The organism is Dysgonomonas sp. HGC4, from assembly GCF_001261715.1.
Lineage (GTDB): Bacteria > Bacteroidota > Bacteroidia > Bacteroidales > Dysgonomonadaceae > Dysgonomonas_A.
The window spans coordinates 1-18,056 of the sequence record NZ_CVRU01000026.1; the positions used below are offsets into that span (position 1 = coordinate 1).

General features: G+C 35.0%; 13 protein-coding genes. 5 read left to right on the forward strand and 8 right to left on the reverse strand.

The genetic code is table 11. The annotated features are described in order from the left end of the window. Window positions 1–239: 239 nt before the first annotated feature. From HGC4_RS02700 to HGC4_RS02735, 8 genes are all read right to left on the reverse strand, one after another. On the reverse strand, window positions 240–1,424 hold the full coding sequence (locus tag HGC4_RS02700; protein ID WP_050708581.1) for an AlbA family DNA-binding domain-containing protein: 1,185 nt from the start codon (window positions 1,422–1,424) through the stop codon (window positions 240–242). Window positions 1,425–1,513: 89 nt separating this feature from the next. Next, window positions 1,514–1,759: a hypothetical protein gene (locus HGC4_RS02705; RefSeq protein WP_050708582.1), complete on the reverse strand. Its 246-nt coding sequence runs from the start codon at window positions 1,757–1,759 to the stop codon at window positions 1,514–1,516. A 17-nt stretch (window positions 1,760–1,776) separates the two neighbouring features. Next, window positions 1,777–2,715 (reverse strand): Fic family protein, encoded by a 939-nt coding sequence (locus tag HGC4_RS02710; RefSeq protein WP_050708583.1) that lies wholly within the window; start codon window positions 2,713–2,715, stop codon window positions 1,777–1,779. Window positions 2,716–3,170: 455 nt separating this feature from the next. Continuing rightward, window positions 3,171–3,881 (reverse strand): LytR/AlgR family response regulator transcription factor, encoded by a 711-nt coding sequence (locus HGC4_RS02715; protein WP_050708609.1) that lies wholly within the window; start codon window positions 3,879–3,881, stop codon window positions 3,171–3,173. 84 nt (window positions 3,882–3,965) lie between these two features. Next, entirely contained in the window at window positions 3,966–5,081 is a 1,116-nt protein-coding gene (locus HGC4_RS02720) for a sensor histidine kinase (protein ID WP_050708584.1), read from the reverse strand. Between the two features lie 65 nt (window positions 5,082–5,146). Then, window positions 5,147–6,199 carry a sensor histidine kinase gene (locus tag HGC4_RS02725; RefSeq protein ID WP_050708585.1) on the reverse strand — a complete coding sequence of 351 codons (1,053 nt, stop codon included), beginning with the start codon at window positions 6,197–6,199 and terminating at the stop codon, window positions 5,147–5,149. A gap of 135 nt (window positions 6,200–6,334) precedes the next feature. Beyond that, complete coding sequence (locus HGC4_RS02730) at window positions 6,335–8,680, reverse strand: TonB-dependent receptor (protein ID WP_050708586.1); 2,346 nt, start codon at window positions 8,678–8,680, stop codon at window positions 6,335–6,337. A 35-nt stretch (window positions 8,681–8,715) separates the two neighbouring features. Further along, complete coding sequence (locus HGC4_RS02735) at window positions 8,716–8,907, reverse strand: HU family DNA-binding protein (protein WP_050708587.1); 192 nt, start codon at window positions 8,905–8,907, stop codon at window positions 8,716–8,718. Window positions 8,908–9,213: 306 nt separating this feature from the next. Here HGC4_RS02735 and HGC4_RS02740 point away from each other — a divergent pair, with 306 nt between their 5' ends. From HGC4_RS02740 to HGC4_RS02760, 5 genes are all read left to right on the forward strand, one after another. Next, window positions 9,214–9,735, forward strand: a complete 522-nt coding sequence (locus HGC4_RS02740) for a GNAT family N-acetyltransferase (protein WP_050708588.1) — start codon at window positions 9,214–9,216, stop codon at window positions 9,733–9,735. A 100-nt stretch (window positions 9,736–9,835) separates the two neighbouring features. Further along, window positions 9,836–11,455, forward strand: coding sequence for a DUF6377 domain-containing protein (locus HGC4_RS02745; protein ID WP_050708589.1), 1,620 nt, complete (start codon window positions 9,836–9,838; stop codon window positions 11,453–11,455). A gap of 291 nt (window positions 11,456–11,746) precedes the next feature. Further along, window positions 11,747–14,719: a SusC/RagA family TonB-linked outer membrane protein gene (locus HGC4_RS02750; RefSeq protein ID WP_050708590.1), complete on the forward strand. Its 2,973-nt coding sequence runs from the start codon at window positions 11,747–11,749 to the stop codon at window positions 14,717–14,719. An 18-nt stretch (window positions 14,720–14,737) separates the two neighbouring features. After that, window positions 14,738–16,420, forward strand: a complete 1,683-nt coding sequence (locus HGC4_RS02755) for a RagB/SusD family nutrient uptake outer membrane protein (protein WP_050708591.1) — start codon at window positions 14,738–14,740, stop codon at window positions 16,418–16,420. 286 nt (window positions 16,421–16,706) lie between these two features. Further along, window positions 16,707–17,999: a histidine-type phosphatase gene (locus tag HGC4_RS02760; RefSeq protein WP_050708592.1), complete on the forward strand. Its 1,293-nt coding sequence runs from the start codon at window positions 16,707–16,709 to the stop codon at window positions 17,997–17,999. Window positions 18,000–18,056: the final 57 nt, after the last annotated feature.

The following is an 18,056-nucleotide window of genomic DNA, read 5'->3' on the forward strand; positions in this document are numbered from 1 at the left end:
TCTTTTAATAATTTATTGATAAATAGAAGTATGTAGTTGGAGCTTATAAATAAATTTCTACCGTTGAAGGACGCAATTGAGATAACACAATTTATATTTGTCATCTTAATGCTGTATTAATATTGTATGGCAAGTGTATAGCTGTTTTAAAAAAGAGAAATTGATAGTACTTTTTTTGCCTCAGATACTTATAATTTGTAATCTCATCTTCCGTAGGGGGGCTTTTGATAAAGTCGTAATTAGCAATCTTCGGATTGTATTCTCACTTTTAAAATTCTAGAGATATAATCTTTTATATTCTTTGCATAAATTTGGCATTCTATTTCAAATTCATTTATTTCAATGTTGTTCATGACTGAAATTCGAAGCTCTTCTTTAAATGAATCGGTTGATAAGCCATGTTTTATATCTCCTATATTATTTTCAATACTATACATCAACTCTTCTTCCCCAACAGTAGGATAGAATAGGTTTATATTTGTTTCTTCTTTATTAGAATGAGGCATTTTTTTAAAAATAATGATACCATTTATTTTGGGAAAAAGAATTTTAATCGTGGCATCTTCAATATACTTTGAACCACAATTCTTAATTGATAAATTTAGCTTGTTTGATTTTTTATTAAAAACATATGAGTAATCATCATGATAATATATACTCTCTACATTTAGCAATTCATTTTCTAATTCGTCAATAGTATAATCCTCATATGAAATTCCATAACCTAAGCTTTCCGCCATTATTCGCCTCATATTATATAATTCAGGACGACACTGTGTTCCTAGACTATTATATAATTTAGCCTCTTCTTTCTTTTTAGCTAATATTTCTTCAATTTTATCTTTCTGAACTTTTGATGGAAGTTTAGTATTGCCCGCTTTCCTTAAAATAAATTCATTACCGTTAGCATTTTGGGGAACAATTATAATATCATCTTGATAATAATTTTTACTCTGTTTGATCTCATATATTCTATCATAATCTGATCGAACCAATGGAATTTGGAATGAACCTTTCCTGATGTATCCTTCGCCTTTTCGTAAATGTTTATTTCCAAAATTATAATCTTTTTTTATCAAATATGGCTGATCCAAGCAGTTCGATATTTTTAGTATCCCAACAGTTTTGTCATCTATTGTATATGGAAAGTAGTCTATATCTATCTCGGGTTCAATATTTTCATATATAAATTGTTGGATAGTTGCTGAGTCAGTGGGTTGATTAATTCCTTTAATTTCTCTTTTACCATCTGAATTATGCTTTACACCAATAATAATGAATCGATCTTCTAGTGTATCAGCATTAGCCATTGATAGAACATCTTTTAATAGATCTATATTCTTTTCCTTTGTGTATTCTATTGTTTTAAAGTCAACAGAAGTTCCTTCGTTTTCATATCGTATAATATCTTCAATATTAGTCATATTATTAGTCGAATAAGATGGTGATAATTATTCCAATGTGCTAACCTAATCTTAAAGAAAGCGTATAAAAAACGTTTCTATATTATATATTACAACTTATTTCCATTTTTATCTTTGAAGAATATTTCATCGTTGTTTTGAATAAAAAGATAAAAGCCAAATGACAAAAATGCCCATTGTATATAATCTTCAAAGGTTGTGTTTTCTCTAAAAAACATCGCTCTGATTAGCCAAAACCATATGTATATATTACCTGCAAGAATATATATTCTTTTAAAGAATAAATCTATTTTGAACTTTAATTCATTTTTCAATTGTCTTTTATCTATAGACATATTTTTATTTTTGATGATTAATTCTTTATAACTTCCCAATATCCACCTCTAGCTGATCCATGACGGACGATAATGCCTTCCGATACCATTTTTTGAAGATGATATTTAACCCCATCGGAAGTTATACCTAATATAGACGCAAGTTCACTGCGTGTAATCTTAGAATTGTTGCGTAACTGTTCTATGATTTTGTCACGTGTAGAGCGTGGAGTATTACTTTCAAGTGCCAATGTTTCGTCAATCACCCCCAAAATAAACTCAATGAATGGTGTACAACCATCCTCTCCTCCACTAATGGCAATTGCTTTATAATATTCCTTGCGATATTTATAAACAATATTCTCAATCGGTAGATTTTTGAATACAGGTCGCCAATTAGCGAGAATAAGCGTTTGCCATAATCTACCAGTTCGTCCGTTGCCATCTGAAAAAGGGTGTATAAATTCAAACTCATAGTGAAATATACAACTCTTTATCAGAGGATGTTCTTCTGTGCCATTCAGCCACTCGAAAAGATCTTTCATTAATTGAGGCACACGTTCAGCTGGCGGTGCATAATGAATAATCTCTTCACCCGAAGCCACCCCAACACCTCCCGATCTGAAATGACCTGCATCATCAATCAATCCTGCTTCCATTGTAAGATGTGCCTTAAGCAGATCTTCGATATTATTCGAATTTAGTGTTTCAAGCAATTCATAGGCTTTAATGGCATTGCGAATCTCTTGCACCTCATTAATAGGAGCTATGACAGGTTTACCATCCAGAATAGCTGTAATTTGATCTATAGTCAAAGTATTTCCCTCAATAGCCAAAGATCCTTGAATTGTTTTTATGCGGTTAATTCGATGTAGTCTTAATTCCTCTTGAGCATAAAAACTACCCACCGCCTCACTTATCTTTGAAACGAGGTCTATAATCTTTGGTGTTATCTTATATGGTGGTATATATGACATTCAACAAAGTTAGAAAACAATTTCAATTCAGGGTAGTTAATTGGGTAGTTTTTATTGGGTAGCATTACCCAATAAAAACTACAATCCAAATATTTATTCATTGATGAAATATTGGACAATATTTACATTACTTCCTATATAATATTTCGTCTAATAAATAAAGATTTGGTACATTGGTGAGAAATACGTAACTTTCTGATACAGAATAGAACACAAACAGAACTTATAAATCGATTTGTACCGTTAAAGATTTAAAGTATTGAGATAGTGTAAGTTATATTTGTTGTATCGGAATTGAAATATTTGAAGCAAGTGGCATCGCGACACGGCAATTATCTTCTAATTGTACCATACTGGAATTGAAATGACATCACTTATTTGCAAGAGAATCAAAATAACAACTTCTAATTATACCATACTGGAGTTAAAGTAGTAAAGGATGCTCGGTCACACATTTATGTCCTTTTTGCTACAAATTCTTCAAAGAATGAATCTCTGTAAAAGCTGCCTATTGCAATTTCGTATTTCTGGATAAAAATATCATTGTTATCAAACGAATCAATATGGGTTGTATTTACAATATATGATCTGTTTATCCTTAAGAATATGTTTTTGGGAAGTAGCTCGTGCATTGTTTTCAGATTCATTCTGGTAATAATGCGTTGTTCAGCTAACTGGATAATGACGTAATCCTTTAAACCTTCAATAAAAAGGATGTCTTTTAGGCTTACTTTAAAATATCGCCGGTCGGATTTCACGAAAATATATTCATCTTCTATGTTTCCTTCACTTTTATTTTCCTCCGATAGTAAAAGACTGTGATACGAAAGGGCTTTGTCTACCGCTTTTTTTAGTCTATCTGTTTCTATTGGTTTTACCAGATAATCTATTGCTTCTACTTCATAGCTATCTAATGCGTATTCGGAATAAGCTGTGGTGAAAATAATTAGTGTGTTTTTAGGTATGTTTCTCGCGAATTCTATTCCGTTTATACCCGGCATCTGAATATCTAGAAAAACCAGATCGACTTGATTACGCATCATAAATATTGAGGCTGCTTCTGCACTGTTAAAGCTTTCGAGCAATTCCAATTCAGAAATCTGATCAACTATTTTTTGTATACCTTTTCGAGCTATCGGCTCATCGTCAACAATAATACATCTCATAATATAAGTAATATTATATAGGTATGCGATATTTATCGGCATAACTATTTCTGGTTGTTATACTGCCAAAGTAATAAAAGGGTCTTAGACCTTAAATTGTAAATTGACAGTATAGGTGGTGTCTGTTTCGCTTGACTCTAAAGAATAATTATCCCCGTACAATAAGTTTAAGCGTCTTCTGATATTGGTTAAGCCTAGTCCTCCGACTTTTTGCTGAATGGCTTTAGAAGGCTTCGAGTTTTCACATTTAAATGTTAGCTCATTGTTCTTTAGTTCAAAATAAAGATGAACATAGGATAGATTATTATTATCAGGATTATGTTTAACCGCATTTTCTACAAAGGGAATAAATAATAATGGAGGTACTTCTATATTATCCAAATCACCTTCCTTTATAACACTATACTCGAAGTGATCGCGACGTGTTTTCTCAAGATCCAGAAAACTGGTCAGAAATAGTATGTCTTCTTCCAAATTTACTTTATCTTTTGTGCTGTCGTTGATCTGATAACGAAGCATATCGTCCAATTTATTTAATATCTGTGAAGCTATTTCGGGATCTTCACTTACCATTATGTTGGCGTTATTCAGCATATTAAATAGAAAATGTGGATTTATCTGACTCTTTAAAAACTTGAGTTCCGATTGCAATGTTTCCGATTTCAAGTCGCTGATACGTTGATTGTTGATTATCCAGTGTCGGAAGAGCATAAATGCAGACACTCCGGCAATAAGAAGTGATGTCCCGAATATAGATGAGGTGACTCCAAATAAAACAGCTAAGGCTAATTGAGGTTTATCTTTTTCTGGCTGGTGATCAATGGGGGTTCCTTCGGATTCTATAGACAGTTCGCGAGCAATACCGGGTGTGCTGTATAGTACCTCTTGCATCAGCACAATTGCGATTATTGAAAATGTTACTAAACCAACGGCTGATAGAATATACTGGGTAAATTTATTCTTTATCAAAAATTTGGGTACTAGTACATAGATATTAAAGTATATCATCAGCATAGTTATACCTAAATATATAATAGAGATACCAATACGATCAGCTGTCCAAACAATTTTGTCGGGCACATCCCATAATATATTCATTGCAACAACTATAGAGATGAGCAATAGAACTAAATGCCTATAAATTTGGAATTGAGGCTTTAGTAAAAAATCGTTTAAAGTATCCTCTATCTTTTTTATCATTATATCTTCATATTTAGGTAAAAATAGGGGGCTGCATCAATATGTTAAGCAGGTCTATTCGCAACCTACGATCTTAACTCTAGTTTTATGATACCATCTGTTGTTGATAATGTGTAATTACCGTTGTACAATACCTCTAGCCGTTGTCTGATACCTGCAAGTTCGTCTATTGATGGTATTTCATAATTGTCTGGCTGGTAGGTGAAATAGACGATACCACTATCTGACCTAAAGTGTAATTGTATAGTTGATTCTCTATCTTGGGTTTGTATCTGATTTATTGAGTTTTGTACAAAAGGAATGAATAACAGAGGCGAAACAAATACCCGATGTACATCTCCTTCTGAGGATATAGAGTAATCAAACCTATCAAAATATAATTTTTCTAAAGCAAGATAATTGCTGAGGAAGTTGATTTCGGAATTTAATAATACCTTGTCTCTGCTGCAATCATAGAGCTGATATCTTAACAAATGGCTTAATTTTAGAAGCATATCTGAAGCCAATTGAGGATTGCTTTTTGTTAAAGTACTTGCCCTGTTTAATATGTTGAAAAGAAACTGCGGATTTATCTGATCTTTTAATTGTTCGACTTCTGATTGTATCTGTTCATTTCGAAGTTGATTAACCACCTGCTCGTTTTCCATCCAGTATTTTAGTAAAATAACCATCGAACCTCCTGATATACACAACATGTTAATGGTAAAGTTGGATATGGTATCAAGAAATGCTACGTGATTGATATACGAGCTGCGTATATGAGGTATATCTAACAGGGTGTATACAATATATTCTTGAGCGCTCATTCCTAAAACGAGCAGCAATACCATGGCTGATAATATAGTAATGTATGAAAAGTATCTTTTCTTTAAAAGTAATCTTGGAACTAGTATATAGAGATTTAAGTAGACAATAACTATATATACAACAGTGGTGATGAATGCGAGTAAATATATTTTAGAACCTAATAATTCCTGATTGGGCTGATAAGTAATGTATGTCTGATTAAATGATATAACAATCAGTACAAAGACAATCAACAGTACATGTCTTAAAATTCTGTATTTAGAATTGGTAAGAAAGCTATATAAGAATGTTGTTTTTATTGATTCTGACATATACTGTTGATTTTAACCTCGAAATTAGTCTTTTTATGTTTTACTTGTGCAATGTGCAATGTTTATTGCTGCTTTTTATGACTGTAACGATCTGTGAATGTCTTTGTTTACTCTATAAATATAAGGGATGATGCTTTAGAACTCTAATTTGTAACTGATGTTGGGTATAGATGTTGCTTGTCTGTGAGGTTCTATTTCTCCCGTTTTCAGATTGTACTGGTGTCCGAAATATTCTTTGAACCCTGTTGTATTAATCGATTTGATAGCAAACTCATGAGTCACCTTTTTCTTGTTCATTCTAAAGTTGATAGTTGCATTTGTTACAAACATGGGTGAAAACTGTTTCGAATAAGCTCTGGTTTCGTCATACTGAGTTTCTTTATCGGGGCGATTTAATGTAGCTTTGACATCAACAGGGGAATAACGTTCTCCGCCTTGTAACGTAAATTTCAGATTAGCTCCAAATGTGTTTTGTTCGTTATGCCCCATAGTCCACTCTTTACCCACTAAGACATTGAAAGCAAAGTTGCGATTAAATTTGGTATTATACCAAACTCCGTCTCCGCCTCGGTATTTAGAATTGAATACCGATCCTGTTACCATATAATAGAGTCCTTTATCCAAATATCTCTCAAGAGTAATGTCAATACCATAATTACGTCCTTTTCCTTTGTTTACAAGAGCGTCTTCTACATAAAATGTACTGCGATTAAGTACCGAGAAAGAGCTGTCTGCCATTACGGGAACATCGTATAAGTATTGAAAATAGGGTTCAATCTTAAGGTTCACATTTTCTGATATATTGTAATTGAAAGTAAGCATAAGATGGTGAGCTTTTGTAAAGTCAAGATCTTTATTGATAGGTTTACCTTCCGAGCCTGCTGTTTTTACGTAAAATACATCCATTTTTTCCATACGGCTATGTAAACCATAGGCTAATGCAAATGAAGTTTTAGTACTTGTTTGCCATTTTATACCCAGACGAGGTTCTATAGTAAAATGATTATTTAAAGTAAGTAATTGACCATTTACTCCCAGATTTAAAGTAACCTTATCGTTAAGTCCTATCGAAGAACTGGTATAGCCCGAAATCAGATTCGTATTTCCGTCTCCCTGAGAAATAGTTTCAAGGGGTTGATTTCTGTAAGGAGCAAGAGCGAGATCCATATTATAATACATCTTAGTGAATGTAAAACCTGTTTTATTGGTATGTTTAGAACTGAATTTACAATTCAAATAAGTCGAAAAAATAAGATTGGTATAACGGTTCTTTAAAGCTAAATTTGGTGTTGAGTTGAGCTCTCTGTCGTACACATCTTCATCAGCATCGTTACTCGAATAAGTTGTAGCCAATGTTGTTTTTAATTGTGCATTGTTGTTGAAAAAATAACGGTGGGTTACCCCCGCAGCAAGCATATACTGTTTGGCTCTAGCTTTTTTGTTGTCATCGATAAATTCCCATTTGTCAGGATTCTTCTCAAGATCGTCCGAGTATTTGTCTATTAATCCAGTTCCCCATACCGAGAATGTACCTGCTTTCTTTGTAGGAAAGTTCATCTTGAAATTCAAATCTTGATAATCTAAATTACCCGCCAGTTTTAATAAACTTGTTGTGGAATAACGATAATTGAATATATAAGACGAGTTATTCTTTTTACTGATAGGACCTTCTGATGCTGCATCGATACCTAATATACCTATCTGAAATGTGTTTTCTCTTTTTTGATTGTTACCATTTCGCAGTTTCATATCAAATACGCCCGATACTGCGTTGCCGTATTCGGCAGGAAAAGCTCCTGTGAAAAAGTCCGAATTACCCAGAACGTTACTACTTAATGATGATAATATGCCTCCTCCTAAGGTCGAAATATCTGCAAAGTGGTTGGGGTTTGGTATTTCTACATCCTCTAGTTTCCATTGCAATAGATGAGGAGCATTACCATGTATGGATATTCCATTGTTGGATACACTCGATACAACTCCCGCAAAAGAACTTACTAAACGTGCAGGGTCATCCATTCCTCCTGCAAATCGGCTGGCTTCCTCCACGCTAAGCATACGCGCTCCTGTTGTAGCCATATTGTTTAGAGGTGCATTTTTATTTGTTTGTACATGAACAACTACTTCTCCCAGCTCATTTATATTCTCGGTTAAAGGTATTTCTAAATAGATCTCTTTGGCTGAGGTTACCAGTATCTCACGGAAAATATTCGATTCGTATCCTACTGATGTTGCCTGTAAATTATGCCTTCCTAAAGGAACATTCTTTAATACGAACTCTCCATTATCGTCTGTTGTTACACCTATTTCTGGCAAATCTAAAAGACCAATAGAGACATACGACAAAGGTGCTGATGAATTTTTATCAATAACAATACCTCTGATAGTTTGAGTAAGTTGATTACTCCCTTTTTGGGCAAATACTCCTATTGAAGTAAGAAGTAAGCCTAGTATAATTATTAGTTTTGTATTATAATACATAATATCTTGTTTTTTGAGATTTTGATCTCATGTTTTTATTTATTGTCTTTTTTGTTTTTGATGAAGCTCATCATTTTATATACTGTTTCGAAAGCTGCACCTACTCCTTTTGAATCGGATAAGTGGTTACTTACCACCTCCTCAAAAGCATCTAGAACTTTTCTGCAATCATCTTCATCAATACCCGATTTCTCTGAAACCTTTAAAACTACCTCTGCTTTATTCATCTTGTTATCTTGTTTTATTTTTAATTATGATACGAAAGTAGGGTTTGAGCTAAAGGGATATTTAAAGAATATACAGAGTCCTCTTTTTTGTATACGTAATATGGTTTTCTGTATACATAGATATTTTGGTAGGCACGAAATCTCTGCTTAGAATGTAGTATATTCGCTTTCTTTCTGAGGAATATCAGACCTGTCTAATGTTTTAGAGTAGGGGTGAATTTATGTGTTTACCGACTATGAGTACACATATCACTCTGTTTCCTCAAATAAGAAAATACCATTAAATACTTTCATCTACCTGAAATTATGATTGTTGAAAAAGCGACACAAGAAGACATAAACGAACTAGAAGCTCTCTATAATAACTTGAATGATTATTTAGAAGCGAATGTTAATTATTCGGGATGGATCAAAGGCGTTTATCCCATTCGAGAAACTGCTATAAAAGGAATTGAAGGCGATAATCTATTTGTGTTGAGAATAGATAATACGATTGCAGGAAGCATTATTTTAAATAATGAGCCCGAAAAGGCATACGATGAAGTAGAGTGGGGTGTTGATGCTGATTATAAGGAGATTTTTGTTATACATACCCTTGTAGTGAGTCCACAGTATATGCAGCAAGGTGTAGGTTGTGAGTTGATGACCTTTGCACATGAATATGCTCTCAAACAGAATATGAAATCAATACGTCTTGATGTCTCTATACACAATATGCCTGCTATTGCCTTGTATGAAAAACTGGGATATAAATATATGGGAACTGTTGATCTTGGCTTGAATTATGCTCATCTCAAATGGTTTAAGCTGTATGAGCTGCTTTTGTAAGAAAGTGTATTTGACAATAAGATGACTTCTTTTAATATAAAAAATATTGATAGAAAGCCGATTCTATATATCTTCGCTTTGTATCTTTAAATTACCCTGAATGAGAAAAAACATACTACTTGCATTTTTTTTATTACTGAATATCTGTGGATTTGCTTCTAACGAAATAGATTCTTTATTAAAAGTGCTGGACGCTACGATAAAGGAACGTCCTAGGTATGAGCAAAAAAGAGAACTTCGCATAGACAGTCTAAACATAGAATTAAAGAAGATAACAAACCTTGATGAGCGTTTTAACCTGTATCAGAAACTTCTGAGAGAGTACCGTAACTACAATATGGATTCTGCTTTATGGATAGCTAATGAGAGGCTGGAGATTGCTCAGAAATTAAATAAAACGGAATACATTTCTACTGCTAATATGAATATTGCAGAGATATTGGGTATAATGGGAATGTATAAAGAATCGCTCGATATAATAGATCAAGTAGATAGTCAGAAGTTAGACGATAAGCAGAGGGCATATTATTTTCACCTCTATCATTCGATATATACGTTAATGTTCGAAAATTCGTTTTCGCAAAAAGAAAAAACGCACTACGAGAATCTACTTAGCCAGTATAAAGACTCACTTTTGTTAGTTAATGATCCGCAATCATTAGGGTACGCCCTTGTCTGGAACGGAAAGTTGGTGGAAAAAGGCAAGTATGATGAAGCTCTGGCGTTGATGAGAGAGTGTTTTCAGAAATATGGAGAAGATCAATCGCTAGTAGGAACGGTAGCATATGGTTTGTCGGATGTTTATAGAAGAATAGGAGATCATGAACAGGAAAAAAAATATCTGATAATCTCCGCAATTGGAGATCAACGAAAGGCTGTAAAAGGATATATTGCATTGCGTAAACTGGCAATTCTACTCTATCAAGAGGGCGATCTGGATAGAGCATATACTTACATAAAGTGTGCTATGGAAGATGCTATTTTCTGTAAAGCACGCTTTCGGACTCTTGAAATTTCACAAACACTGCCTATTATTGCTGCTGCCTATGATAAGAAAGTGAAGCAAGAAAAGGAGAATCTCATAAAATATCTGTTTCTAATCTCTATACTCTCTGTTGTTCTGGTGATTAGCTTGTTTTATATTTACAAGCAATTGAAGAAGCTTTCCGCAGCCCGAAAGTCAATAAATAAGATGTATGAAGATGTAAAGCGCATGAATGGAGATTTGAATGATCTAAATAAAAAGCTATCCGAATCTAATTTAGTGAAAGAAGAATACATCGGCTCGGTATTTAATCTTTGCTCAACGTACATCGACAAGATGGAAGCGTATAGAATAGACATCAATCGCAAATTAAAATCGGGACAAATAGCCGAGGCTACCAAGATGACAAATTCTACGTCGCTTGTTTCCGACGAGCTGAAAGAGTTCTTCCGCAATTTTGATGCAATATTCTTAAATATATATCCCAATTTCGTAGAAGAATTTAATTCGTTGTTGTTAGAGAACGAACAGATAGTACCTAAGGCAGGTGACATTTTAACTCCCGAACTTAGGGTTTTTGCACTCGTTCGACTTGGTATAACAGATAGTAGTAAGATTGCAAGTTTCTTACACTACTCTCCTCAAACGGTATACAATTATCGACTTAAAGTACACAATAAACTCGTAGTCTCGAAGGACGAATTTGCAGTCGCAATTCAGCAAATAGGCAAATAATACCTGAAAATATTATACCTATACACTAAATACAATCTACTTTGTTTTGTTTTAACTAATTAGGCAATCATCTATATTATAGGTGATTGCTTTTTTTATTTGAGGTATTCCGTTTACTTATAGCTTCTACTATGCTATACAAAGCGATAAAAGGTATAATAGATTTGTGTTTCGTTAACTCACAAATCTTAAAAGCACTAATTCGTTATACCAAGAGGATCTAATTGCCAGTTCGAAGATTTAAGAGAAGCCGAGAGAAAATCTAATAACCAGAAATATGTTAATCTAACCATGATGAAAGAAAAGTCGATTAAAAACAAAAGAAGAAGAACAAGGGAGATGTTCTTGCTCTTGTTAGTAGGAATATTTACATTCTCTACTTCCTTAGCTCAAAATTCGGGAGCCATTCAGGTCTCTGGAACTGTAACAGATAATAAATCTGGCGAAACAGTAATCGGAGCAAGTGTGAAAGTGAAAGACAGTTCTACAGGAACTATAACTGATTACGATGGAAACTTTAAGCTGGATGCGCCTGCAAATGCAACTTTAGTAGTTTCATTTTTAGGATATAAAACAAAAGAAGTAGCCGTTGGTAATAAAACGAAACTCTCAATAATTCTGGATGAAGACTCAGAGTTGTTAAGTGAAGTTGTTGTTATTGGTTACGGACAAGTAAGAAAAGGCGATGCTACGGGTGCATTAACTTCTATAAAGCCCGATGAGCTGAACAAAGGACTTCAAATAACGGCACAAGATGCGTTAATCGGTAGGGTTGCCGGTGTAAATATTGTTCCGGGCGATGGAGCTCCGGGTAGTGGCGGAACTATACGTATTCGTATGGGAGCATCCTTATCTGCAGACAACGATCCTTTGATTGTAATTGATGGAGTTCCGGTAAGTAATACCTCTATCAGTTTTATTAACCCTAACGATATAGAAACCTTTACGGTACTAAAAGATGCTTCGGCTACTGCAATATACGGGTCTCGTGCTTCTAATGGGGTAATTATCATTACAACTAAAAAAGGAAGCCTTGGGGGAAGTTCTAAACCTCAGATTAATTATAGCTCAAATTTCACGGTAAGTAAAATACCGAGTTATTATGAAGTTTTGTCTGCCGACGAATACCGCGAAATATACAAGAGCGGACAAATTAGCGCACCCTCTGATTTTAAATTAGGAGCTGCATCAACAGATTGGCAGAAAGAAATTTACAGAACAGCATTTGGTAATGAACATAATCTTTCTGTAACAGGTACTGCAAAACAAGTTCCATACCGTGTATCAGTAGGATACCTGAGTCAAGATGGAGTATTGCATGCAAATAATTATAAACGTTTTAACGGTGGATTTGGCTTATCTCCAAAATTCTTCAATAAACATCTATCTGTGGATATCAATGTTAAAGGAAGTATGGAGCGCAGCCATCCGGTATCAACGGGTGCAATCGGTAGTGCAATTTCATTTGACCCAACCCGTCCCGTACATGAAAATTATGCGGGTAACGTAGGTCTCGGCTATTATATGTGGATGGACGATGCCGGAAAACCCAAAAATCTGGCTGCAACTAATCCTGTATCAGAACTTGAGCTAACCAGTAAACTAAATACCATAAACCGTTCTCTTGGTAATATGGCTATTGATTACAAAATTCACGGCTTTGAAGATCTTCATCTGAATGTGAATTTAGGATATGATATACGCCGAAATAAAGAAGAAGAAACAATTCCCGATCTAGCCCCTTCTATGTACACGTCAAACAGAAGTGACGGAAGAGGTAAGTTTCATTTAGAAGATAACAAAAACACTAACTATATACTTTCTACCTATGCCAACTATGTTAAGGATATAAATCCGAAACATAATATTAGCGCGATGGCAGGTTACGAATGGCAACGATTTTGGTATAGTACCAATCCTAGAGATGTCGTGAAAGATGTGGTTGATACTTCGCTTCCTGATGAGGATGTGTTATATCTACTTTCGTTCTTCGGCCGTTTTAACTATTCGTTCGATCAGAAGCTGCTTTTTACAGCAACATTGCGTGGAGATGCATCGTCTCGTTTCTCTCCCGATAACCGTTGGGGATATTTTCCCTCTCTAGCATTGGGGTATCGTTTGACCGAAGAGAAATTTATTCGTGACATCAAACCTCTATCGGATCTGAAACTTAGAGTAAGTTATGGACAAACCGGACAGCAGGATATTGGTGGATACCATCCTTACCTATCTCTTTATACCATATCGTCGGATGCAGCTAAATATCCATTTGGAGATGAGTGGCTATATATGTACAGACCAAACGGATACGACCCGAATATAAAATGGGAAACAACAAGTACTTATAATGCCGGTTTGGATTATGGATTCCTTAATAACCGTATCTATGGTAGTATAGATGTTTATAAGCGTTACACCAAAAATTTATTGAATAACATTTATGTTCCCGCAGGAAGCAACTTCACCAATAAATTGGAAACCAATATTGGAGATATGGAAGGGCAAGGGCTCGAGTTTGCTTTAAGTGGTATACCTATCAAAACGAAAGATTGGGAATGGACTATTAGTGGAAACTTTACTTATGGAAAATCGAAGATTACAAAACTGAATACGATTGATAGTGAAGACAGCTATGTGAAAACAGGAAGTGTAAGCAGAAACGATCTTCAAATCCATAAAATTGGCGAAACACCCAATACCTTCTTCTTACTTAAACAAGCGTATGGTGAAGACGGCAAACCTCTGGAAGGACAATATATTGCAAAAGATGGTTCTATAACAACTATTCAGAGTGATGATAATAAGTATGTGACGGGTAAGAGTTCGAGAACGCCTTATTACTATGGGCTTTCTACTCACTTGACTTACAAAAAATGGGATTTCGGTATCAACGGACATGGTAGCTTCGGAAATTATGTATTCAACTATCAACAAGCAAAACAATCGTTAATCGGTGTGTATGGTGATGGAATATCGAGTAACATATCTAAAGTGGCGTTAGAGAGAGGTTTTTCTAAAGAACAATATTTCTCAGATCATTTTCTTGAAAGTGGCGCATTCTTTAAGTTTGATAATATAACATTGGGTTATACATTCAATAAACTTTGGAACACATCAAGCTCTTTACGTATGGCTTTCAGTGCACAAAACATAGCTATAATATCTAATTATTCAGGAGCAGATCCTGAGATATACAACGGTATTGATAACAATACATACCAACGTCCGAGAACTTATACTTTATCATTAAACCTAAACTTTTAATAATCGGAGGAATCATTTATGAAATTACAATCATTTAAATATATATGTACAGTAGTTCTTATGGGATTACTATTTACCTCTTGTCTTGACGACTTGAATACTGAACCTCTTAATAAAAAGAAGCCTCTAAATACAAATGTGTATACTACGGTAGACGGTTATAGAGGAGTACTGGCAAAATGTTACGGTTCTCTAATCTTAAACGGACAGGATGGACCTGATAAAGATGGTGATGTAGGAGGTATGGATACCGGATATAGCGGATATACACGATCGTTGTTTTATTTGCAGGAATGTTCGACAGACGAAATAGTTCTTCATTCAGGAAGTTCACAAGGTAGTTGGGATCTTTTGTTTATGAATTGGAATGCATCAACTAAGATTATCAGTTACTCATATTATCGTCTCTTTATGTCTATTAATTATTGTAATGAGTTTCTGCGTGAATCGACAGACAGTAATTTGAAAAGTAGGGGATTATATGAGGACCTAAAAGACGAAATGCCTTATTATCGTGCAGAAGCACGCTTTATACGTGCGTATTGTTATAGTATGATTTGCGATCTTTACGGATCGGCTCCCTTTGTGGATGAAACAATGGCAATCGGAACTATTCCCCAACAATCGACCCGTGAGAACATCTACAACTATGTGGTTGCAGAAACGGAAGCGTTAGCTGCTGATCTAAAGGCTCCGGGAACAAATCAATATGGACGTATCGATCAGGCTGCAGCATGGTTTTTATTATCTCGTGTATATCTAAATGCAGAGGCATGGGTAGGCAAGAAAGAATACGAAAAAGCATATCAATACTCAAAAAAGATTATTGATAGCAATACATATCCTTTGGCTTCCGATTATCGTCATATTTTCCTTGCGGACAATAATACGTGTAAAGAAATTATTTGGAATTTGCCACAAGATGGGGTGAATAGCATTAATAGTGCAGGTACAAATTTTATTCTTAAGGCTTTGACGAATGGTTCGATGAATGTTCACACAGGACTTTCTTCTTCTTGGGGCAATGCTCGTATCAAAACTCAGTTGGTAGATATGTTCGATGTGTCTGACCAAACATTCGATGAAAAAGATACATGGGGTGATAAAAAGAAAGACAAGAGAGCTCAGTTTTATAGCACCAAGCATACTAAAGAAACTTGGATAGTAGGTAGCAACTTTCAAGCAACAAAGTTTGAGAATGGTTATGCTACTATAAAGTGGCGTAATATGACTAAGGATAGAAAGCCTTTGGAGGCAGAGGGTACTACATATAGCTCTATTGATTACCCAATGTTCCGTACAGCAGATGCTTACTTAATGGCAGCAGAAGCAGTTCTGAGAGGAGCTAGTGGCAGCCGTTCGGATGCATTGAAGTACGTAAATGAGATTAGAGACAGAGCTTACATGTCGGGAGCTTATGGTGATGGAGTTTCGGGAAGAATAAATGACAGTCAATTGACTCTTGATTTTATTTTGGACGAACGTGCACGTGAACTGCATACCGAACTTGTACGCCGTACAGACCTTATCCGTTTTAATAAATTTACCAAAGGGTACAATTGGGACTGGAAAGGTGGAGACGGATCAATAGGAGCCTATGTGGGTAAAGATGTTGATGATAAATACAACCTCTTTCCTATTCCTCAAGATGAGTTCTCTGTGAATCCTTATTTAACTCAGAATCCGGATTACTCAAAATAAACAGGCAAATATAATACAAGATAAAAGCACGATATCCTTTTTTTAGGGCGCGTGATGCGTCCTTTCATGTGACGAAAGCTGCCTTGAATTTTGAGGCAGCTTTTAGTAACAGATTTTGATTATGATAGGCTTTTAATCTGAATAGATTGAATTTTAAAGAAGTAAACCAAGTAACTGTAAGTATTTCTATATAATATTGATATCTCTAAGAGATGCTTATATAATATACTTAATACTTACGAATTAATAAATAGGTCTGTGAGACCTTATTCCTAAAATGTAAAGAATGAAAAGATTAAATCAAAAGAGTTGCTATTTCCTTTCTTTCCTCTTGTTTCTCAATATTTGTTCCGTGTCGGCACAAACAACGAAAGAGGAAATGTTTGCAACACCCGAAAAAACAGGTAGCGTATATTATGCCTATCCGTCAGACGAAATAGTGGCTCAGACTTCAGTTCCAAAAGGATACGAACCCTTTTATATAAGCCATTATGGTCGTCATGGCTCGCGTTATCTAATAAGTGACGAGGATTACAAATGGGTACTCGATCTTTTGGAAGATGCCTATAAAAAAGATGCTCTTACACCACTAGGCGTAGATGCCTATAATCGTTTGGCTAAGGTTTGGATAGAAGCTGAAGGACATGGAGGCGATCTTTCTCCTCTGGGAGTGCGTCAACAGAGAGGTATTGCCGAACGTATGTATAAGTCATTTCCGCAAGTATTCACCGATAATGTTAAGATGTCGGCTCGTTCAACAATTATTATCCGTTGCGTGCTTAGTATGGATGCTTTTAGTGAGCGTTTGAAAGAATTGAATCCTACGTTGGATATTGAACGCGAATCGAGTAATAAGTATATGAAATATATGAATTATCATACAGAAGCTGCTTTATCTTTCAGAGCAAAGAATGGTGGGATCTGGCGTGAGGAATATCGCAAATTTGAAGAAGGTCATACAAAGCCACAACGATTGGTATCTTCCTTATTTTCCGATAGTACCTATATTACTAAAAAGGTAAATCCTTTTTCTTTTATGTGGGCTTTGTATTGGATTGCCAGCGATATGCAGAATATGGAAACCAAGCTGTCTTTTTATGACTTGTTTGAGAAACAGGAACTTTTTGACCTTTGGCAATGTGTGAACTATCGTCATTACGTGTGTGATGCAACATCAGCACAAAATGGAGGTATAATGATGGGGAATGCTAAGCCTCTTCTTAAGAATATACTTGATAGTGCAAATGAAGTAATTAAAGGAGGAGGTAAAGGAGCAACTTTTCGCTTCGGTCACGATGGTAACTTGATGCCTTTGGCAGCTCTTCTGCATTTAGAGGACTGTTATGCAAGTGTAGCTGAACCTTCAGAATTTTATAAAGCATGGAGTGATTTTAAAATTGTGCCAATGGCAGGAAACGTTCAGATGATATTCTTTAAGAAGAAAAATTCGGATGATATCCTTGTGAAATTTCTCCTTCAAGAGAAGGAAACTCTTATCCCTCCGATAAAAAGTGATATACTACCTTACTATCATTGGAAGGATGTTGAAGCATATTATACATCTTTACTGAATAGCTGATTACTAGTCTTATAATTCGAACTCAGCCCATTTCTTATTGTATCTAAAAATCTTAAC